Here is a 21,067-nt window from a genome sequence, read left to right on the forward strand (position 1 = left end):
CTCGTCAGGCTCATAACCTGAAGGTCGTAGGTTCAAATCCTACTCCCGCAACCAGCGTCAGAAAATCCAAACACAGAACGTTCAGACGGCAATTGCCACCTCGGTCAATGGCTTAACGTCTTCACATCGTCAGGCTCATAACCCGAAGGTCAGAGGTTCAATTCTGCTCACACGATCAGCACGGTCGAACAAAGTGTAGAACGTAAGCGTTGCATCACACGAGGCTTTTTACGTTCCATCATCACCGCTGGAAGCGCTGTGGAAGCAACAGGGTGAAAACTCCTTGCGGCATAGCCGTAACAGGACTACGCGCACAAACCCCGCCCGAAGCTGACATTCTCCAACAAGTTTCGCAAACCCGAGAAAAGCAACAAAGCCGTCGATTGTCAGCCTAGACTAGTTGTCCACTACACTCCCAAAACTATCGCGCTTCTCCTGACAGGTATCAGAGAAAGAATTCTGCCCGCTCTACTACCCAAACCATCGCGATCAAGCTTGCACATGCGGCGACGGTGGTACGAGATGCGACCCAGATACGACCCGGCTGTTTGCGCAGAAACAGCACCATTGGCCAGACCAAAAGAACGATCATGACCTGTCCAGCCTCTACTCCTACGTTGAAGGCAAGTAAGCTGTGCCAAACATTCGGTGCATCGACGCGAAGGATTTGGTGCAACATGAACGAAAAGCCGAATCCGTGCAGGAGCCCAATTCCGGAAGTGATCGCAAAAGCCTTCAAGTCTCCGTGCCCCTTTTCCGGAGGCCAAACGGCCATCGCGGCCGCATAGATAATCGAAATCGCAATCGCCAATTCGACTGTTGGGATGAACCAGGCTCCGTTCGGAGCGAAACCAAAAAACCCCAGGATCAGCGTCACGGTGTGACCCAATGTGAAGCCCGTAACCCGAGCTAGAAGGCTATGAAGGTTAATTGCACCAATGATCATGCAGAGTACGAACAGTACGTGGTCGGGACCTTCCAAGATGTGCCGAACGCCTTCGACAAAGAAGGTCGAAGCTGCTGCAGTTGCCGATCCCGACACGTCCACAGGGCTATGCATTAGACCCCTGGCTCGATACGTCCGGACCTCTTTCCCGTTGTAGTCGAGGATCAGGTTCGCAGTGTCTTCTTGTCCTGCCAGTCCGGGATCAGAAGTGTATGACAGACTGTAGGTGTCGAACCGCCCCGCGGCATACCGAAGATGTATGTCCACCATCACAGAGCCTGCATAGGTCTCTTCAGTCGTGGCGAATATGTCCCCAGCAACGAATGCTGCGCGCGCTTCAGCAAGCGTGGCGAAGCCGGGCTCGAGCCCCAAAGGGTGCAATCGCATTTCAACGACGTTTGCGCTTTGCGGCTGGCTTTCGATTGTCAGCACCAAACCGTCGGCAGCGATACGAGCCAAACCGGATGGGTCACTGCGCAAAGCGGCTTGGTCTACATAGTGCATTAGCACGCCATCTTCGATCTTATTGTATGTGTAAGGCGCGGGCTCGGGCAAACCGTCTGGGCCTTCGGGACCGACGAGTTCTGCTACCAAGTATGGCATCGGAAGGCGCACATAGACATCAAGACCATCTTCTGAGTGGGCCACATGATGAATACGGACGTTCTGGTTTAGATTGAAATGCGCCTTTGCGTTATCTGCACACAAAGAGATTATCGAAAATAGAAACGTTGCAAAAAACAGCCTCAGGGGGATCATTGGTTCACCCTCCTGTTTTGGAACTGATAATAGTAAAACCGTCGAGCATCCAATGGTCTCCATTCCGCGAAACATCGAATATGCCGCGATAAGAAACTGCCTGTTTGTGTAGATGCCCCCAATGACCGCCGCTGACGCGCGCAGTCCAATTGGCCAGTGCCTGATGCTGGTTTTTGTTTTCGCTGGGCGTAAAGCTCTCAACCTTTAAGTCCGAGGTCCCTTCAACGCGGGCCAAGGCGCCAGAGGGCAACGTAACCGACAAGCCACGCCGCATCTCTGCTTGAACGTGGTCGCGATTGCCTGCTTCGACGAATGGCTTCATCGCCGTTACGACACTGTCATCTTGTGTCTCAAGCATTGTGGTTCCGATGTTGGTCAACAGCCCTTCCACAATTTGATGCGTCGCGGCCCCATCCGGCTCGGGCGCCGCCGCGAAAGGCAGCGGGCTTTTCAACGAATAGGTGGCAATTGCAGCGGCTCCGAATGCACCAGTTAAGCCGACAAAGACCAATCGCTGTCCTTTGGTAAGCTTCAATGAAAAATAGGCGCATATTAAAAACAGGAGAGCCAAGCCAAGCGCAATCGGCGACACCTGTGCTACGCCCGCGATTTTGACGACCACTGGTACAGTTTTGGGGTCCGACCAATTTGTCAGATGATTGTTCCATCTTACGACAGGATCGGACGCATAAATCTGTGACGGAACCGCCCCCGCTGGATCGGTGAGGGTGATCGGAATAACATCCAAACCATCTGGGAAAAGCTCCCATGCCAAATCGACGCGGTTCGGCAGGGCCGCGACCGGATAGGAAAGGACAACGCCCAGCAGCATCGTTTTTCGATTTGCCTTTGCCTCATCCGGAAGAACACGCAAACCTTCGGCCCCAACTTCGATACGTGAGACATGTACCGTTTCCGGTTTCAATGGCTTGTCGTCGATGGCGAGCGGGTTTCTAATCGCAAAAAAGTCCGAGACGCTAGACTTGATCCTGGCGACATCATCTGCGGTCAATCGTTCTGCGCCTCCAAAGTCCAGATCCGCCCAAGTTTCGAAGTCTTTCAGACGCAAGATGATCTCGTGCCGCACGGCGCGGGGTTCCATGTTCAGAAAAGACATCATCGGTGATTTGTGGTGGCGGGTGAGGTTTGGGTTCTCAAAATTGCTAAACCAAGGATCCTCCCAGTCTGGCAGCATCGTCTCAGCCTGAGAAAGGTAACGATAATCCGTTACTGGGACGCCCATATGTTCGACCATCACGCCGATTGAAGCCAAGGGAATGCCGTCTGGTTTTAGCGGGGGGATAAAAGTGATCCGTTCAGGCTTGCCATTGAACGGAAACTCCATGTCCACGTAGACGACATCCGCGCTACGCGGACGCGGTCGGTACTGAGCGCTCGCTGCTGTTTGTCGGGAAATTCTGGGGCGCACATCAATCGTGTTTGTTGCGCTGTCCAGTTCTTCGCCGTCCGCCCAAATTTGAAGGTTTTGCCCCGTACGTTCAGCCAAGGACCTGCCCGAGCCGTCATCTGGAATGACAAATATGGGATAGTCGCTCAGGTCGATTTCTAGGATGACCTGAACATGATCAGATTCCACCGAAAGCTCGACAAAATTTGGAGCGGTTTCGCCGCCGTAGGGTGACACGAGATCAGCAATCGACTGATTTGCGCTCAACACAATGGCCGCGAGCGTCGAGCTCAAAAAGACCCATATGGTCCCAGCGTCGTTGTTTTCAGAAATGAAACGCGACGGCAGCATAAATGCCATTCTGATCAACGTCATAAGCAAACTCCCCACTCGAGCGGTCAGTAGAATAATCAATTCCGTAGAATTGATAGCCAAACCGCAGGGACGTATTCTCCCAGCCTTTCCAGTCAAAACCAGCCAGAAGCAGGTATTGCAGGTCATCACCGTTCACACCGAAACCACTCAACTCAGCACGACTGGCGAAACTCCACTTTTCATTGATTTCCATCGCATAGCGCAGCGCGATCATCGGCTCGAACCAATCTTCTGTTCCGCCCATCGTTACACCGGGTCCAGGGCCCGCTATGTCGATTTCTTGTTTTAGCCGGTTCCACTGAACACCAATTGCAGCATCTGCTGCGTAGCGGCGTCCCGAAGCATTGACCCCGTTCGCAAACCGGTAGGCCCCCTGAACGTTGACAAAGGTCTGCCGGACATCAACATCAACGTCTGCTCTTCCGCCCGGCAGGGTTCCGTCTTCACCAAGCCTAACGTAGTAAACCTCGGAGATGATCCCGAAATCCCCGTTCCAGCCTTCGTAGCGTACCGAAGCTGCGCCTTGCAGAACGTCCAGCACCTCGCTCAGGCTCAGGTCCAGATCGACGCTGGTACCATCAATGGTTGATGTGCCAGACGTGCTGAGCGGCAGAAACAGATAGGGCGTGATTGAGTGTCGCCAACCGCCTTCATCATCGTCAGAACGCGCAAGAGACTGGGCGCTTGCCACCTGGGACATCGCGACAATCAACCAACCAACACAGACCAAACGGCAAGAAATCAAATAGGTGTATCGCATAAGGAAACCCGATCACACTCGTGAAGAACCGGCGCGTGTTGAAATCGCGCCGGTCGAATTTTTTCAGTCGTCACCCGGATACGGGAAGTTTTTACCAAGCGCTTCCGAAGCTTCTTCATAGATGGGCCGTAACACGTCATCTACGTCGTCAAACCCACCCTTTGTGAACTCTGAGAACTCCATTACTTCCGGCTCTAAACCCACCTTTTCAGCGTACGCTGTTTTGTCTGCCGGGTCGGGCGGATCGGCCGGTGCAGCCAGAGGTGGTGACCACGTTCGTTCTTCGGTAGCGGCCATGCGGACAGTGATGTCATCCTTGGTTACGTTCCAAACCATGAAATCACTAGCCAAGCTTAGCGGGCCATCATAGGTTGAGCGTATGCGCTCATAGACACCTGTCGACGTATCAAAATCATTGAAGAAATGATAAGCAACAGCCATACGCGGCTGGATATCGCTCATAACTTTTCCAAATGCTTCCGGCGCCGTGTGGACTTGTGTTCCCACAAGCAAAGCTGATTCCGGTGTAAATCTCATTTTTGAAACGAGCTCTGGAACCGCAATGAAACACTCGTGGATCGCCAAGTCCGCGTTCTTTGCATATTCTTTGAACCATTTATTGGGGTAAGTGTCTGAACTGAATACGAATTTCAGCCCGTTCCATTCCAACGCATAGCTGACAGCGCCATCAATAGAGTGAATAGCCGGGAAAGTGCGGATCTGAACCCCGTTTTCGTCGTAAATGACCTCATTTTCCAGTTTGTAGTCGAACTCGTTCACCTCCATTGAGTAGCCGCGGAAATCAATGTTGCCGGCACGCCCTGCAAGGTCCCAGGTCAACATTTTCTGCATGTGATCCAAGGCGTATGCTGTACCCAGCTCTTCGGCAGGTCCGCTTGGTCCCCAGACCCGCAATGGCACGTTTCGACCCATTAAAGCTCCACCGATGAACAGGTCATGCAACGCGCCGAAATGGTCAGTATGAAGATGGCCGATGAACACCTTGTCCAAGTAATTGTACGGGATCTGCAGGGAAGAAATTCGCTCGGCCGAGCCCGAACCAATGTCGAACAAGAACTTGTCTCCGTTGCCCAGTTCCACAAGGAAACACGCGGCAGCCTGAGCCGCCCGCGTTGTAGGCATCCCGGTTCCACACGCGATAACCCGCATCTCATCTTCGGCAAGATCTTCGGTATTGGGGTAGTACACATCGCGCGGGCGATCACGCACCATCGTCGGAGAAACTTCGGTTGCTTCCTGTGCATATGCTGCCGACGGGGTAATGGCGTCAGTCACCGCATCCGTGAACGATTGCGGAGATACCGCCCAAGCGCCAAATATCACACCAATCGCGAAGTTTTTGCTAAGACTTCGGTAATTCAGACGTTGGGCCATTGGTAATCCTCCAGTCGTTTGACAGTTCTGCAAGCCAAAGATGCGGCTTCTCGCTCCCCGGCTCGCTGTTTTGATTACAAGCCTGTGGCTTAGCGAGCGTGAACGTAAGTGACTCACGGTGAGTAATGGGGTGACTCACGTGCTGATAATTGCAAAAATAAGAATATGGTAAGGCATTCCGAAATCATCGAGGATGGTGACAAGCGCGCTGCCCTCGGCAGGTTGCTTGATGATGATCATTTGGATGGGTCCGATAGACTTCGGGCGTTCCTAACGTACATTGTCGAAGAGGAGCTAGCCGGGCGAGGTCAGAAAATTCTCGGCAAGACCATAGCTCAAGATGTATATGGTCGTGATACTTCAGAAGGGACCGATCCAGAAAACGTAGTTCGCGTGGACGCCCGCCGACTACGTCAGTTCTTAGAACTGTATTATGAGGGTATTGGAAAAGATGATCCGGTACGCCTGTGTATTGACAGCGGTGGATACAGGCCGCGGTTCGAGGCCGTAGCCCCGAACAATTCAGCAACAATCACAACGCGGGCTAAGCGTTTTGGTTTGCCCATCGGTGCGTTCGCTATTGGGGCTGTTGCTGGTGCGGTGGTCGCAGTCAGTCTTGCCCCAAATCGACAGCAAACTGCTTCTACCGAGTTCAACGATTTACCTGCAGCTGACTCGAACGCGTACTTGCAGCGCGCGGCAATTTACGAAAAATCCCCAGCCGCATTACAAGCATTCAATTTGGCCCACCAAGCGCGGACATTGATCTTTCCGATCTTCGACAGGCAGCGTCAGCTACTGGTTCTCTCTGTGTTCGAAGGTGTGATTGAGATGGATCCAGAGTATTTCGGTGGCTACGCGGGTGCGGCGCAAGCGCTGGCCTCTTTGTCCGTTATATCTCCGCCGTCAGACGCCAAAACAAATTATGCTCATGCTGCCATGAAGCTGGCCAACCAAGCCGTTAACCTTGCCCCAGACCAAGCCTGGAGCCAATCCGCCAAGAGCTGGGCGTATTTTGCCAACCGAGACTACGACGCGGCTTTGCAACTCGGTCGTCGGGCGTCAAAACTTGACCCGAACGATGGTGCGGTCCTCGATTTCCTTGGTGCTGTGGCCTTGTTTTCGGGCGAATTTGAAGAGGCAATCGAAACCGCTGACAGGCTCTTTCTGCTTGAATCCAGCAACCAAAGGTTTGCCAATCGGAATATTTCAGGCGCAACACACTTTCATCTTGGAGAATATCAAATAACGGTAGAGCGCTTTGAAGAGGCCAAGCAACTCGGCGATCCACTTAGCGCTCCGTCTCTGGCTTATGTAACAGCTGCACTGTCAGCGATGGGTCAAGATCAAGCGGCCAAAGCAAAGTTGGCTGAACTTGAGCGCGCATGGCCAAAGGCACCAATTGGTGCGATGCTAAAAAGTATTCACAGAGATGTCGAAAACGCCGAAGCCGTGTTGAGTGAGCTGCGAAAACAGGGTTGGGCAAGTCCTGCCAGAAAGGAAAATGCCCAGCGCTAGGACGATCAGCTAAAATCGCAACGAGTTTCACAGTTGGTAGCATTTTGGCCGGAATTTAGGTCGCCCTCAGAGCCGATCATTGAACAGAAAACGGCCCTGCACTGCGTAGTTCAAGTTTTCCAGTCCAATTCAGACGTATGGAGGCAGTGTTGCATTGGACATCTTCGTCTACAGTTTGTCGGTCCCGCGTCACATCCTTCATTGGTTTCCGCTGTTGTTTACGTTCGCATGTTTTTGTCTGATCCGTTTCTAAACTTTAACGAGGAATCTGGCAATCTCAGTCCCGTGGAGCAGCGCGATCACGTTCCCAAGGGGCCGTAAAAGTGCCCGCCCGGATACGACTAAGAACTACGCCTCGACCGTACTTTTTATGTTCAGTCCACCAATCTGTCCCAACAAAGTCACGACAGCATCGACACCCTTTCTGTGTCGAAGTGAGGTGAACACGAAAGGTCGACCATTGCGCATTCGGGTGGCGTCGCGGTCCATCACCTCAAGCGAGGCGCCGACATGTGGTGCCAAGTCAGTTTTGTTGATAATCAGCACGTCTGATTTGGTGATTGCCGGGCCGCCTTTGCGGGGAATCTCTTCGCCGGCAGCCACGTCGATTACGTAAAGTGTTACATCCGCCAGTTCCGGGCTAAATGTGGCCGACAGGTTGTCGCCGCCGCTTTCGATAAGCACGACCTCAACATCCGGGTGGCGGGCTTGCATTTCGGCCACGGCGGCAAGATTGATCGAGGCATCTTCGCGGATCGCCGTATGCGGGCAGCCTCCGGTTTCCACACCGATGATCCGGTCTTGTGGCAGAATCTGCATCCGCATTAACGCCTCGGCGTCTTCGCGCGTGTAGATGTCGTTGGTTATCACTCCGACCGAGACCTTGTCACGCAAGGCTTCAGATAAGGCGGCAGTCAGGGTGGTTTTGCCAGCGCCCACCGGGCCACCAATGCCGACGCGCAGAGGGCCGTTCATGCTGTTCATGTTCGGAACATCCTTGAATACTGGGTTTCGTGTTTCATCGACGCGATGTCAGGCAAAAAGGCAGTTGATCCCAGATTGTCCAACTCAGCCTCAATGGCTTCTGTTGCTACGCGCTGACACAATGGAGTCAGCCTTTGGATCAATCGCTGGCCGTCGGTCTGGCCCAGCGGCACCAACCGAGTCGCGCAAGCGACCAGATTGGCCATGAAGGCTTGCAAGAACATTTGCGTCGTCAGGCTAACAGGCAAACTCATGCGCGCAGCAGCATAACCAACGGCAACCGGGTAAGTCAGCGTTTCCAGGTCTAGCGCCCAAACTTCAGAAGTGACGCCACAAAAGCCTTGGCCCAGCAGCCGCGTCTCCATTAGTCGCTCGAACGAAGCACAATACGCTCGCGCCGTCTGGTCGATTGCACTTAGTGCGAGTTTCGTCTCTGCCCGATAGGCGGTCGACAGAAAAATACAGTCATTGCGCCCCGAGCCGTGCTGAATCACGTCGGCGATCCAGTCACCTGTATTCGCAGCGTTGGACACAGCACCGCTTTCAATGGCCCATTCCAACCCGTGAGAGTAGGCGAAGCCGCCCACCGGATAAGCGGGTGACAACCATTGTGTCAGGGTCAAGATATCCGAGTCAGTGGGAGTGGCCATGAGTCCTGCCGTGGCCATACGCGCCGCCTTCGGGGGTGAACGGCTCGCGGACTTCCCGCACAGTTGCGCCGATTTTTAACAGCATGTCCCGGATGACGTGGTCCACCTGAATCAGCAGCCGGTTGGGTTCGACCTGACACGGGGTGTGGCGGTTGCCGACATGCCAGGCGATCCGGGTCAGATCCGGCGCCTTAACCTCCAGCAGTGCCTCGGGTGCGGCCAGTATTTCAACAGCACGCCCATCATCCAGAATCAGCGCCCCACCATGGTCGAGCGAGGTTGTCTGTGCCAGATCGACAAGTATCTGTTCACCGCTTTCGCAGGTCAAAACCTTGCGACGCAAAAAGCGGTCTTCATAGGTCAGCGACAAAGCATCCGAAGGCTCACCATGCAGGTGGTCAGAATATTGTCGCGCGGTGCAGAGAAGGATGGTCATGCCAACCCCCTCTCTGCCGAGTGGTCAGTCAGTGCCAGATAGAGCCTTTGAAAACGTGCTGTACGATCCGGTCGCGGGACAGACCGCGTTTGTGGAGCTCTTCGTCGCTTAGCGATTGCAGGAATTGGATTTCCGCAGTGTGCGATCTTGCTTCGGCCATTTGGACCAGAAATGAATAGATCGACGATCCAATTGCGGAAAACAGACCAAGTACGGAAAACCCGGAATGCGTTTGATTTGCTGTATGTGCCATTAGGACCCTCGTAAATCTGCGAGACGTTGGTCCTCCCTTGTTTTTGTATATGTTTCATTTTGAACTCGCTGAGTAGTGGGTATTTGATCATGGCTGGGATGCGGGTGCTGCAATGCAGCATAATTTTTAATCAGAACATAAAGTACCGCTGCGCCAGTGGCAGGACTTCAGCAGGCTGGCAGGTCAGCAATTCGCCATCCGCGCGCACTTCGTAAGTTTCCGGATCGACCTCGATCTCGGGCGTTGCGTCGTTCAGCAGCAAGTCCCGTTTGCCGATGTCACGTGTGTTTTGCGCGGCGACAGTCTGTTTCGCCAAGCCTAGTGTATCACCAATCCCGTCTGCATGCGCGGCCTCAGAGACAAATGTGATCGCTGAATGTTCGACCGAGCGACCATAGGCGCCAAACATCGGTCGGCTGTAAACTGGTTGCGGCGTCGGGATTGAGGCGTTTGGATCGCCCATCTGCGCGCAGGCAATAGTGCCTCCCAGCAGGACCATCTCGGGCTTTACACCGAAAAAGGCTGGGTTCCATAGGACCAGATCGGCACGCTTACCTTCTTCAATGCTGCCGATATGGTGACTTAGGCCGTGGGCAATGGCTGGGTTGATGGTGTACTTTGCGATATAGCGCCTGACCCTTAGATTGTCGTTGTCCCCGATTTCCTCCGCCAATCGCCCGCGCTGTTTCTTCATTTTGTCAGCGGTTTGCCAAGTGCGGATCAGAACCTCACCAACCCGGCCCATGGCCTGACTGTCAGAAGCGATGATCGAGAACGCGCCCATGTCGTGAAGGATGTCCTCGGCGGCGATGGTTTCGCGCCGGATGCGGCTTTCGGCAAAAGCCACGTCCTCGGGGATAGATTTGTCGAGGTGGTGGCAGACCATCAGCATATCGAGATGTTCTTCCACCGTGTTTACGGTGAAAGGCCGCGTTGGGTTGGTAGAAGACGGCAGAACGTGGTTCTCGCCGCAGATCTTGATGATGTCTGGGGCGTGTCCGCCACCTGCGCCTTCGGTGTGGAAGGCGTGGATTGTGCGGCCATTCATGGCGGCCACGGTGTTTTCCACGAAACCGGACTCGTTCAGCGTATCGGTGTGGATCATCACCTGCACGTCCATCGCGTCAGCCACCGTTAGGCAGCAGTCTATCGCAGCGGGTGTGGTGCCCCAGTCCTCGTGTAGTTTCAGGGCGCAGGCGCCAGCCTTGACCTGTTCCTCAAGCGCCGCGGGCAGCGAGGCGTTGCCCTTGCCTGCAAAGGCCAGATTCATTGGAAAGGCGTCGGCGGCCTGCAACATCCGCCCGATATGCCAGGGACCGGGCGTGCAAGTTGTGGCCAAGGTGCCGTGCGCCGGGCCGGTGCCACCGCCCAGCATGGTTGTCAGCCCGGAATGCAGCGCGTCTTCGATCTGTTGCGGACAGATGAAGTGGATATGGCTGTCGAAGCCACCTGCGGTGAGGATGCGCCCTTCGCCTGCTATGGCTTCAGTTCCGGGGCCGATGATGATGTCGACACCGGGCTGTGTATCGGGGTTCCCGGCTTTGCCGATCTTGGCGATCCGCCCGTCTTTCAGACCTACATCCGCTTTGTAGATACCCGAATGATCCACAATCAAAGCGTTGGTGATGACCGTATCCACGGCCCCCTCGGCGCGCGTGACCTGAGACTGCCCCATCCCGTCGCGGATCACCTTGCCACCGCCGAACTTGACCTCTTCCCCGTAATGCAGCGCGTTGTCACCGGTTCCCCCGGTTGCAGCTGCCCCCGCGCGTTCGGCGGTCAGGTCACGTTCAACCTCAATGATCAGATCGGTATCGGCCAGCCGTAGCTTGTCACCAGTAGTAGGTCCGAACATGGCGGCATAGTCGGAACGTTTGATTGTTGCTGGCATCAGAGCGCTCCCATGACCTTTTGATTGAACCCGTAGACTTTGCGCGCGCCACTGATAGGAATAAGCGACACCTCACGGGCCTGTCCCGGTTCGAACCGCACAGCAGTACCCGGAGCGATGTCCAAACGCAGCCCGTGGGCGGCGGTGCGATCGAATTCCAATGCCGGATTGGTCTCGGCAAAATGATAATGCGAGCCTACCTGTATTGGGCGGTCACCAGTGTTGGCCACCATCAACGTCACCACCGGCGCGTCTGGATTGAGGGTAATCTTACCCTCAGCCGGGAACAGTTCTCCGGGGATCATTTCGGCAGCTTTGAGATCACGACAATCGCCGCCAAGGCAATAGCGGCCAGACCAATTGCAAGCGTGGCATAGTCTGTACCGTGGGCGTGAATATGCGTATCCGTATGGGCGGCTGCAGGACCGGCTAGGATCAGGGCAGGGAAAAGCATACGAGTCATATCTGTGTTCCTTTCTTAGCGAATAGGGTTGTGAACGGTGACCAATTTGGTGCCATCGGGGAAAGTGGCTTCGACTTGAACTTCATGAATCATCTCGGGAACGCCTTCCATGCATTGCGCACGTGTGATCACTTCAGCCCCGGCTTGCATCATGTCAGCGACTGACCGCCCGTCGCGCGCACCTTCGACAACGGCGTCGGTGATCAGGGCGATTGCCTCGGGGTGATTAAGTTTGACGCCGCGCGCCAGCCGTTTGCGGGCAACCTCGGCGGCCATAGCGACCATCAGTTTGTCTTTTTCGCGAGGGGTCAGGTTCATGTCAGATTGTCCAGCATCGGGGAAGAGTGTCGTTGTTTAGACGCCGCAGGATCGGCATAAGCGCACGGCGCAGCGAAAAACTGTTTTCGGCAAGTATCCGGATCACCAGCAGGTCATCATTGATCAGGCTTGCCCCAGCAGAGTCTGGCAACATGAGGCGGATCGCGTCTAACTGACCCGCAGCCGTTGTTGCGGCAAAGACGATCAACGCCATCGCACCGGCGCCATTTGCAATATGCTGTTTGGCCAAGTGGGAAGTCAGATCACCTGCAAAACGGGTGGAATCCAGAAAGAGTGGCCGGTTGTCACGACGTATCTCGATCCGGTCGCGCAAGCGGATATCGGTTAGCGTCTCGCCCATCGCGGCACGGCCGAACACTATTGGTTCAACCATCAAGGCGGTTGCGTCGGGTGCAAGGTCTATTTGAAGGCGGCGGTCCAACGCGCTGCCGTTGAACAGGATTGTTTCTTGCGGCAACCAGTTCAATCGGGCGTTTGCATCGGCACTTAGGTGATTGGTGACGTGACCATATGGTCCGGGCTGCGCTTTGTAAGCACGCTCGCATGCTTGTGTCGTTAGGGTCAGGGTGGTGCCAGCAGCAGCGTGCCCGGTGAAGCGGAATTTATCGCCGCCCGTAATCCCACCTGCCGTATTCAACAGAACGGCGTCCAGACCTTTGTCGTCGCTGCGCGGGAACAGGCATTTGAACGAGCCCGACTGGCGCAACCGGTCCAGAACAGACCTGTCACCCAATTGCTTGACGCTCAGGCGAATCGAACCCCGGGCGCGTGGCGGCGTTGCGCACTGGTTGGGCACTATCGGGGCGAGATGGGTGATGGCACACCTATGAAACTAAGACTTGTGCCACTTGTTTCACCGGTTGAGCGTCGGAACTCTATTCTGCTTTGCCGCATTTGGACAGTTTTCGGATATGGGTGATTAATTTTTAACCACAAGCTGAAACCGGTGGTCAAAAAATGGGCATAGGTAGCCAAATTCACATATTGGTATGTCAGCCGGTTTGCCAAGATTGCCGCAATGCAGAAACCGTATGGGTGCCCACCGCGGAAATGATCTCGGGGGTGTGTGACGGCTGCGCGAATTGGACCTCGAACACAACCGCCACACGGAACGCAACAACAGTTGCGGGGAACAGGTAGAAGAAGAGCGCGCTTATGCGCAAGCCCTCACCTGTGATCCCGCCAGGAGGCTTACATGAAATTTCTCAAATCTACACTCGCCGGCTCGGCTGTTTTCGCAGCCATGGCAACGGCCGCACTGTCGGCGGAAGACACCATTAAGGTTGGTGTGCTGCATTCGCTTTCGGGCACTATGGCTATTTCAGAAACCACTCTGAAAGACACCATGCTGATGCTGATCGACCAGCAAAACGCCAAGGGTGGACTGCTGGGCAAACAGCTTGAGGCCGTTGTCGTCGACCCCGCTTCTGACTGGCCGCTGTTTGCTGAAAAAGCACGTGAACTGTTGACCGTACATGAGGTCGACGTGATTTTCGGCAACTGGACGTCAGTTAGCCGGAAATCGGTGTTACCGGTGATCGAGGAATTGAATGGTCTGCTGTTCTATCCAGTGCAGTATGAAGGTGAAGAAAGCTCAAAGAACGTATTTTACACCGGTGCTGCCCCGAACCAGCAGGCCATCCCTGCGACGGATTATTTCCTTGACGAGCTGGGCGTAGAGAAATTCGCGCTGCTGGGTACGGACTATGTCTATCCCCGTACCACTAACAACATTCTTGAAAGCTATCTAAAACAAAAGGGTATCGCTGAAGACGATATCTTTGTGAACTACACGCCGTTTGGACATTCTGACTGGTCCAAGATCGTGGCAGATGTCGTCGCTCTGGGCGCGGATGGCAAGAAAGTTGGTGTGATCTCGACCATCAACGGCGACGCCAACATCGGTTTCTATAAGGAACTTGCCGCAGCTGGTGTTTCAGCGGATGACATTCCGGTTGTGGCCTTCTCGGTTGGTGAAGAGGAACTATCGGGATTGGATACCGCAAACCTGGTCGGTCACCTGGCAGCATGGAACTATTTCCAGTCGGCGGATACAGACGTAAATGCTGAATTCGTTGATACATGGAAAGCCACCATGGGAGATGAGCGTGTCACCAATGACCCGATGGAGGCCCACTACATCGGTTTCAATATGTGGGTGAACGCCGCGACTGAAGCAGGCAGCACCGAGGTCGACGCCGTTCGCGCGGCCATGTACGGGCAGGAATTTCCGAACCTGACCGGAGGCACTGCCGTTATGCTGCCGAACCATCACCTGGCTAAACCGGTTCTGATTGGCGAGATTCAGGCGGATGGTCAGTTTGATATCATCAGCGAAACCGATGTTGTGCCGGGGGATGCCTGGACCGACTTCCTGCCAGAATCGGCGGTACTGAAGTCGGATTGGAAAGATCTGGGCTGCGGTATGTACAACACCGAGACCGAGACCTGCGTGCAGACTCTTTCGAACTACTAATCGCTCCTGCAAGGCGGGCGCTGCGCCTGCCTTGCTCCAAGACACTCGGGTTTCACCATATGTTTCGACTATTCCTTGCGGGCTTCGCAATCCTGTGCGCCTGCCTGACCGCCAACGCGCAAGAAGCCGGTCTGCAACCGATCCTGCAAGAGCATCAGGAGATAATCGCCAAAAGCTCGCGCAAGACGATCAAACCGGCGATTGATGCTGTCGTGGCCAGCGGATTGCCGCAGGCTCAGGTAATGCTTGAGACCTGGGCTGCCAAGGACATGTGGATGCGTGTGTCTGACGGTCAGTTTTTTATTGGCGAGAAGGCCGAAGGGCGGTCGTACACGCTGATTGATTTCGACAGCGGTGAAGTTGTCGGCACGTTCGAGAAATCCGAGCTTAAACAATTAAAACCCAACAGCGGTGTTCGTGCGATGATTGCTACGGCGCTGGTGCAATTTCAGTTGACCGATCCAAGCCGAACCAAAAGGGCGGCTGCATTGCAATCCATTCAGCGCGATCCCGAAGGTGCCTTGCTTGACCCCTTGCGTGCCTCGATTGAAGGCGAACCGGATGCTGATCTTAAGGCACAGAAACAGCGTTTGGAACGGCTGTTGACCATTGGCTATGACGAAGACACGCAGGCCCGCGTGGCTGCGATCGAACAGATGTCCAGTGATCTGGGTGTAGATGTTCGCGCTGCTCTGAACCCTTTGGTTGTCACTAAGCGGCAAGCTGCAATCAAGCTGCCGAATGATACCAACATCGCCGCAGTTCTGGAGCCCGGTACAGATGCACTGCCGCAAGCCGAAGCCTATAAACTTTTAGTTGCAAGCGATCTCGCCCCACCGCTTGTTTCCGCAGATGAAATACGGACCGCGCTGGCAGCCAACATCCAGGGCGGACGGGTCGGCGGAATTCCCGTCGCGCAGTTGAATACTGACACCGCCCGGTCGCAGGCCTATGCCGCGCTGGCGGAGGCCGGTTCGGTACCTGCCTTGATCACACAGGCCGACATTGATGCGGCACTGGGCTCACATGTGTTCTTTGAGACCTATTCTGAGCCTTCGCCCGAAGTAACTGCCGCTGCGCAGCAGGCGCTGGGTCAGATTGAATTGAAGGTAGGCATGAATCAGACGCTGGACCTGACATTGGACGCGATTTCCCTGGCGTCGATCTATTTCCTGGCGGCAATCGGTCTGGCGATCACATTCGGTGTGATGGGTGTGATCAACATGGCCCATGGCGAGTTTATCATGATGGGCGCTTACACCGGCTACGTTGTACAGCAGTTCATCGCCGATCATACCCTGTCGATTATCGTCGCCATTCCGATGGCCTTTGCCGTCACCTTCGCAATGGGCGTTGCGATGGAACGGTTGGTGATCCGCTGGCTCTATGCGCGTCCGCTAGAGACGCTGTTGGCGACCTTTGGTATCTCGATTGCCCTGCAACAACTGGCCAAGAACATCTTTGGCACGCAGGCCCGCCCGCTGACTGCGCCCGGCTGGCTGGATGGGGCGTGGGTGCTAAACGACGTCGTCTCAATCAGCTATATCCGCATCGCCATCTTTGTGCTGGCTATGATCTTTCTGGGGCTGTTTCTCTATATAATGAAGCGCACGCGGCTGGGGCTTGAAATGCGCGCAGTGACGCAGAACCCGCGTATGGCAGGGTCGATGGGAATCAATCCTGAGCGGGTAAACATGCTGACCTTCGGCCTCGGCTCGGGGATCGCCGGGATCGCTGGCGTGGCGATTGGCCTCTTTGCCAAGGTCACCTCTGATCTGGGCAGCGATTACATCGTTCAAAGCTTTATGACCGTCGTGGTCGGGGGTGTCGGTAACATCTGGGGCGCGTTGGCGGGCGCTGGAATGATCGGCTTCCTGCAGAAGGGGATCGAGTGGATGAACCCGTCGAACACACTGGCGGCGCAAACCTACATGATCATCTTCATCATCATTTTCATCCAGTTCCGGCCAAGGGGTATCATCGCCCTGCGTGGCCGCGCGGCGGGGGATTGACTCATGGAACGCAGCTTTGTCGCCAAGAATCCCTCTGTACTGGTCTTTTTGGCCATCCTATCGCTGTTCACTTTGGGCATTACCGTATTGTCTGAAGGATTTGGGGTAGGCGTGATCTCAACCAGTTTCGTTAAAACTTTGGGCAAGACCCTGTGCCTGTGCCTGATCGCCGTGGCGATGGATTTGGTCTGGGGCTTTACCGGCATCCTCTCTCTGGGGCACTTCGCGTTCTTCGGGCTAGGAGGCTACATGATCGGCATGTGGCTGATGTATGAACGGACACGGCTTATCGTTGTCGACTCATTGGCGCAGGCTGAAATCCCACCAACGTCCGCCGAGGTCGTGGACGCCATTGGAACCCAGATTTTCGGCGTTGTTGGGTCGTCTGACTTTCCCCTGATCTGGGCCTTTTCCAACAGTCTGGTTCTGCAACTTGCGTTGGTTGTCTTGGTGCCGGGTTTGCTGGCGCTGATTTTCGGCTGGCTTGCTTTCCGCAGCCGCGTAACTGGCGTCTACCTATCGATTCTAACACAGGCGATGACGCTGGCATTGGCGTTGTATCTGTTCCAGAACGACAGCGGCTTGCGCGGGAATAACGGCTTGTCGGGTCTGCAGAACTTGCCCGGCGTCACTGCCTCGCAGGATGTGGTTTCTATCTGGTTCCTCTGGGCTTCGGCATTGGCACTGGGACTGGGGTACATGTTGGCCGCTTGGGTCGTTTCAGGAAAGTTCGGATCGGTCATCCGTGGCATCCGCGATAACGAAGCACGGGTGCGGTTTCTCGGTTATTCGGTCGAGATTTACAAGTTGGCTGTGTTCACTCTGACCGCCTGCATCGCTGCTATTGCAGGCGCCCTGTATTACCCGCAAGCTGGGATCATCAATCCCGAGGAAATGGCGCCCATCGCGTCAATCTATTTGGCAGTCTGGGTTGCTATTGGTGGGCGAGGGCGTCTTTACGGTGCTGTTATCGGTGCGGCTTTTGTTAGCCTGCTCAGCACGTGGTTCACGGGCGGGCAGGCGCCGGATATCGCGCTTGGGTTCTACACGATCAAATGGGTCGACTGGTGGCAGGTGTTGCTGGGGTTGTCTTTCGTGCTCGTTACGTTGTTCGCGCCGCAAGGGATCGGCGGGCTGTTTGATCTATGGACCAACCGTCGCCACCCTGATCGCCATGGCGCTAATCTGGGGCCTGATGACGGGGCCCTGCGTGAAAAGGAGGCCATCGAATGAGCACCCTGTTAGAAGTCAGCGGTGTGTCGGTCACCTTTGACGGGTTCCGAGCCATCAACAATCTGTCTTTTCAGATTGGTCCGGCAGAACTGCGCGCTGTGATTGGGCCAAACGGGGCAGGTAAGACAACCTTCATGGATATCGTTACCGGCAAGACCCGCCCGGATGAGGGCAGGGTTATCTGGGGCGAGAAATCCGTGTCACTGTTGCGGATGAGTGAGGCAAAGATCGCGCAGGCAGGGATCGGGCGGAAGTTCCAGAAACCCACAGTTTTCGAAGATCAGACAGTGCAGGAAAACCTGTTGATGGCACTGAAGAACCAGCGTGGTTGGCTGAGTGTGCTGTTTTACCGTCCTTCGACAGCCAATTTGGAAAAGGTCGAAGAACTTGCCGCCGAAATCGGCTTGAAAGATGAACTGAACCGTAAATCTGGTGAACTCAGCCACGGCCAGAAACAGTGGTTGGAAATCGGAATGCTTCTGGCACAGGAACCCCGACTATTGCTGGTCGATGAACCTGCTGCTGGGATGACACCGCAGGAACGTGAGCACACGACCGATCTGCTGGTGCAGGCCGCCAAGACCCGTGCTGTGGTTGTTGTTGAACATGACATGGAATTTGTCCGCCGTCTGAACTGCAAGGTCACAGTGCTGCATGAAGGTTCGGTTCTAGCCGAGGGCAGCCTGGATCACGTGACATCAAACCCAGACGTAATCGACGTCTATTTAGGGCGCTGAGCGATGCTGCAACTCAAAGATCTGACTCTGCACTATGGGCATTCACAAGTCCTCTATAACATCTCGATGGAGGCCGAGCAGGGCGAAGTCACTTGTGTGATGGGTACCAATGGCGTGGGGAAAACCAGCCTGATCAAGGCCATTTCAGGCACCCATCCGCGTTCGGGCGGTGAGGTTGTGTTGAACGGCGAAGAGTTGGGTGTCTTGCCCGCACATAAAATGGCGTGGAAGGGAGTAGCCTATGTCCCGCAAGGACGTGAGATATTTCCTTTGTTGAGCGTGCGGGAAAATCTGGAAACCGGTTTCGCCTGTTTGCCAGCCAGCGAGCATTTCGTTCCGGATGAGATCTTCGAGCTGTTCCCGGTGCTCAAGAAAATGCAGAACCGGCGTGGTGGCGATTTGTCGGGCGGTCAGCAACAGCAATTGGCCATCGCGCGGGCATTGATCACCAAACCAAACCTGTTGCTTCTGGATGAGCCAACCGAAGGCATTCAACCCAACATAATCCAGCAGATCGGAGAGGTAATTCGACATCTGCGGACCAAGGGTGACATGGCCATTGTGCTGGTCGAGCAGTATTTCGATTTCGCTTATGATTTGGCCGACCGCTTCGTCGTTTTGCGACGTGGTGAAATCCTTTTGTCTGGCCTTAAATCCGAACTCACTCGAGATCAGGTCTTGCAAGGCGTTACGGTCTAGGGGCCCGCCCGCCAATGGCGGAACACCCAAACTGATACTTGTTGCTGGACACCAGATTTGCAGCACACCTGTTCGGTGAGATTGCTGCAGCGCCAATATTTCTAAAAAATCATTAAGTTTGAATATGTTGCTGAATCTATAGGTAACTTCATTTACAATTTTGAATTTTTTTTGTGCATTTGTTTACACAACATTCTTGTATTTTGAATAGGTTATTGCCGATTTTTCAAGACAGCCTCCATACTCAATAATGCGTAAAACCGCGTTTTCGCCCGCTGGAAGAGGAGCCAGAGGACGAAAGAATGGGAAATGGGAGGAATGAATGACTAATAAATCTGTCACACGCCGCGGCGTGCTGAAGTCCGGCGCCGTCGCGGGTACCGGTCTAGCCCTGCCTACGATCTTCACTGCTTCGTCGGCTGCTGCTTTTACCAACGAACCAACCGGGGGGTCCGTTACTCTGGGCTTCAACGTACCGCAGACCGGGCCGTATGCCGAAGAAGGCAATGACGAGCTGCTCGCGCAGCAGCTGGCGGTTGAACATCTGAATGGTGAAGGTGACGGTGGGTGCCTGAACACCTTTACGTCCAAAGCGCTGCAAGGGAATGGCATCCTAGGCAAGAAAGTCGAATTCGTCACTGGCGATACGCAGACCAAGTCCGACGCCGCACGCGCATCGGCCAAGTCGATGATCGAAAAAGACGGCGCTATCATGATCAACGGTGGGTCGTCATCGGGCGTGGCCGTTGCTGTTCAGGGCTTGTGCCAAGAGGCAGGCGTGATTTTCATGGCCGGTCTGACACACGCCAACGACACGACAGGCAAAGATAAGAAGGCCAATGGCTTCCGCCATTTCTTCAACGCCTACATGTCGGGTGCTGCTCTGGCGCCGGTGCTGGCGGCCGAGATGGGCAAGGAACGCCGCGCCTATCACCTGACGGCTGACTATAACTGGGGATGGACCCAGGAAGAGTCGATCGTCGCTTCGACCGAAGCCTTGGGATGGGAAACGGTCAATACAGTTAAGACACCACTCGCGTCGACAGACTTCTCGTCTTACATCGCGCCGGTTCTGAACTCGGGCGCGGACGTGCTGGTTCTGAACCACTATGGCGGCAACATGGTGAACTCGCTGACCAACGCGATCCAGTTCGGTCTTCTCGACAAGGTGGCCAACGGCAAGGACTTCAAAATCGTCGTTCCACTGTACTCCGAACTGATGGCCGCTGGCGCGGGCGAAAACATCAAAGGCGTGCTGGGTTCGATGAACTGGAACTGGCAGCTGCAGGATGAGGGCACCAAAGCCTTTGTGAAGTCGTTCGGTGAGAAGTACGGCAAGCCGCCGTCCAATTCGGCCCAGACCTGCTATGCGCAAGTTCTGCTTTATGCCGACGCGGTTGAGCGCGCGGGTACTTTCAACCCATGTGGCGTTGTCGAAGCTCTGGAAGATTTCGAGTTCGACGGGCTGGGCAACGGTCCGACCTGGTATCGTGGTGCCGACCATCAGTGCTTCAAGGACGTGCTGGTTGTGCGGGGCAACGAGAACCCGACCAACGAGTATGACACGCTGGAAATCGTCGAGATTACGCCGCGTGCGCAGGTCGAGTACGATCCGGAACACCCGATGTTCGCCGGTGGCGATCTGGGTAAGTGCAACCCGGGCGCATAAAGTCTTTGACTGATGTCTGTCCGCCGAACCGGCGGCCAGACCCCCTGTGGCCGGGATATCGGTC

The 21,067-nt window shown here is 55.0% G+C and carries 20 protein-coding genes; 7 read left to right on the plus strand and 13 right to left on the minus strand.

From position 1 onward, the window contains the following. Window positions 1-445: 445 nt before the first annotated feature. From ACR0L3_RS18665 to gntH, 4 genes are all read right to left on the minus strand, one after another. On the minus strand, window positions 446-1,705 hold the full coding sequence (locus tag ACR0L3_RS18665; RefSeq protein WP_480747280.1) for a HupE/UreJ family protein: 1,260 nt from the start codon (window positions 1,703-1,705) through the stop codon (window positions 446-448). A 4-nt stretch (window positions 1,706-1,709) separates the two neighbouring features. After that, window positions 1,710-3,488: a hypothetical protein gene (locus ACR0L3_RS18670; RefSeq protein WP_480747281.1), complete on the minus strand. Its 1,779-nt coding sequence runs from the start codon at window positions 3,486-3,488 to the stop codon at window positions 1,710-1,712. Then, window positions 3,439-4,248 carry a hypothetical protein gene (locus ACR0L3_RS18675; protein WP_480747282.1) on the minus strand — a complete coding sequence of 270 codons (810 nt, stop codon included), beginning with the start codon at window positions 4,246-4,248 and terminating at the stop codon, window positions 3,439-3,441. The genes ACR0L3_RS18670 and ACR0L3_RS18675 overlap by 50 nt, the downstream gene beginning before the upstream one ends. 63 nt (window positions 4,249-4,311) lie before the next feature. Then, window positions 4,312-5,643, minus strand: a complete 1,332-nt coding sequence (gntH, locus tag ACR0L3_RS18680) for a guanitoxin biosynthesis MBL fold metallo-hydrolase GntH (protein ID WP_480747283.1) — start codon at window positions 5,641-5,643, stop codon at window positions 4,312-4,314. 165 nt (window positions 5,644-5,808) lie between these two features. Between gntH and ACR0L3_RS18685 the strand changes: the two genes are divergently transcribed. Then, on the plus strand, window positions 5,809-7,161 hold the full coding sequence (locus tag ACR0L3_RS18685; protein WP_480747284.1) for a tetratricopeptide repeat protein: 1,353 nt from the start codon (window positions 5,809-5,811) through the stop codon (window positions 7,159-7,161). A gap of 348 nt (window positions 7,162-7,509) precedes the next feature. Here ACR0L3_RS18685 and ureG read toward each other — a convergent pair whose 3' ends face one another. The 9 genes from ureG to ACR0L3_RS18730 form a co-directional block, all read right to left on the minus strand. Beyond that, window positions 7,510-8,145 carry an urease accessory protein UreG gene (ureG, locus tag ACR0L3_RS18690; protein ID WP_480747285.1) on the minus strand — a complete coding sequence of 212 codons (636 nt, stop codon included), beginning with the start codon at window positions 8,143-8,145 and terminating at the stop codon, window positions 7,510-7,512. Next, on the minus strand, window positions 8,142-8,795 hold the full coding sequence (locus ACR0L3_RS18695; protein ID WP_480747286.1) for an urease accessory protein UreF: 654 nt from the start codon (window positions 8,793-8,795) through the stop codon (window positions 8,142-8,144). Before ACR0L3_RS18695 ends, ureG begins: the two co-directional genes overlap by 4 nt. Continuing rightward, the gene (locus tag ACR0L3_RS18700; RefSeq protein WP_480747288.1) at window positions 8,779-9,231 is read right to left on the minus strand and encodes an urease accessory protein UreE; all 453 of its coding nucleotides are present in this window, start codon (window positions 9,229-9,231) and stop codon (window positions 8,779-8,781) included. Before ACR0L3_RS18700 ends, ACR0L3_RS18695 begins: the two co-directional genes overlap by 17 nt. A 28-nt stretch (window positions 9,232-9,259) precedes the next feature. Then, the gene (locus tag ACR0L3_RS18705) at window positions 9,260-9,484 is read right to left on the minus strand and encodes a DUF1127 domain-containing protein (RefSeq protein WP_480747289.1); all 225 of its coding nucleotides are present in this window, start codon (window positions 9,482-9,484) and stop codon (window positions 9,260-9,262) included. 130 nt (window positions 9,485-9,614) lie between these two features. Next, window positions 9,615-11,375 carry an urease subunit alpha gene (gene ureC / locus ACR0L3_RS18710; protein WP_480747290.1) on the minus strand — a complete coding sequence of 587 codons (1,761 nt, stop codon included), beginning with the start codon at window positions 11,373-11,375 and terminating at the stop codon, window positions 9,615-9,617. Further along, window positions 11,375-11,680 (minus strand): urease subunit beta, encoded by a 306-nt coding sequence (locus tag ACR0L3_RS18715; RefSeq protein WP_480747291.1) that lies wholly within the window; start codon window positions 11,678-11,680, stop codon window positions 11,375-11,377. The genes ureC and ACR0L3_RS18715 overlap by 1 nt, the downstream gene beginning before the upstream one ends. Next, complete coding sequence (locus ACR0L3_RS18720; protein WP_480747292.1) at window positions 11,677-11,838, minus strand: hypothetical protein; 162 nt, start codon at window positions 11,836-11,838, stop codon at window positions 11,677-11,679. The genes ACR0L3_RS18715 and ACR0L3_RS18720 overlap by 4 nt, the downstream gene beginning before the upstream one ends. 15 nt (window positions 11,839-11,853) lie before the next feature. Next, window positions 11,854-12,156, minus strand: coding sequence for an urease subunit gamma (locus ACR0L3_RS18725; RefSeq protein ID WP_480747293.1), 303 nt, complete (start codon window positions 12,154-12,156; stop codon window positions 11,854-11,856). A gap of 1 nt (window position 12,157) precedes the next feature. Further along, entirely contained in the window at window positions 12,158-12,910 is a 753-nt protein-coding gene (locus ACR0L3_RS18730) for an urease accessory protein UreD (protein ID WP_480747294.1), read from the minus strand. A 462-nt stretch (window positions 12,911-13,372) separates the two neighbouring features. On the opposite strand from ACR0L3_RS18730, the gene urtA reads away from it, so the two are divergent. The 6 genes from urtA to ACR0L3_RS18760 all read left to right on the plus strand — a co-directional run bounded on the left by urtA (window position 13,373) and on the right by ACR0L3_RS18760 (window position 21,003). Next, entirely contained in the window at window positions 13,373-14,653 is a 1,281-nt protein-coding gene (gene urtA / locus ACR0L3_RS18735) for an urea ABC transporter substrate-binding protein (protein WP_480747295.1), read from the plus strand. 59 nt (window positions 14,654-14,712) lie between these two features. After that, window positions 14,713-16,665, plus strand: coding sequence for an urea ABC transporter permease subunit UrtB (gene urtB, locus ACR0L3_RS18740; RefSeq protein WP_480747296.1), 1,953 nt, complete (start codon window positions 14,713-14,715; stop codon window positions 16,663-16,665). Window positions 16,666-16,668: 3 nt separating this feature from the next. Further along, entirely contained in the window at window positions 16,669-17,898 is a 1,230-nt protein-coding gene (gene urtC / locus ACR0L3_RS18745; RefSeq protein WP_480747297.1) for an urea ABC transporter permease subunit UrtC, read from the plus strand. Further along, window positions 17,895-18,635, plus strand: a complete 741-nt coding sequence (urtD, locus tag ACR0L3_RS18750; protein ID WP_480747298.1) for an urea ABC transporter ATP-binding protein UrtD — start codon at window positions 17,895-17,897, stop codon at window positions 18,633-18,635. Before urtC ends, urtD begins: the two co-directional genes overlap by 4 nt. 3 nt (window positions 18,636-18,638) lie before the next feature. Next, window positions 18,639-19,334 carry an urea ABC transporter ATP-binding subunit UrtE gene (gene urtE / locus ACR0L3_RS18755; protein ID WP_480747299.1) on the plus strand — a complete coding sequence of 232 codons (696 nt, stop codon included), beginning with the start codon at window positions 18,639-18,641 and terminating at the stop codon, window positions 19,332-19,334. A 322-nt stretch (window positions 19,335-19,656) separates the two neighbouring features. Beyond that, window positions 19,657-21,003, plus strand: a complete 1,347-nt coding sequence (locus ACR0L3_RS18760; protein ID WP_480747300.1) for a substrate-binding protein — start codon at window positions 19,657-19,659, stop codon at window positions 21,001-21,003. Window positions 21,004-21,067: the final 64 nt, after the last annotated feature.

The organism is Ruegeria sp. CK1 (assembly GCF_056536545.1).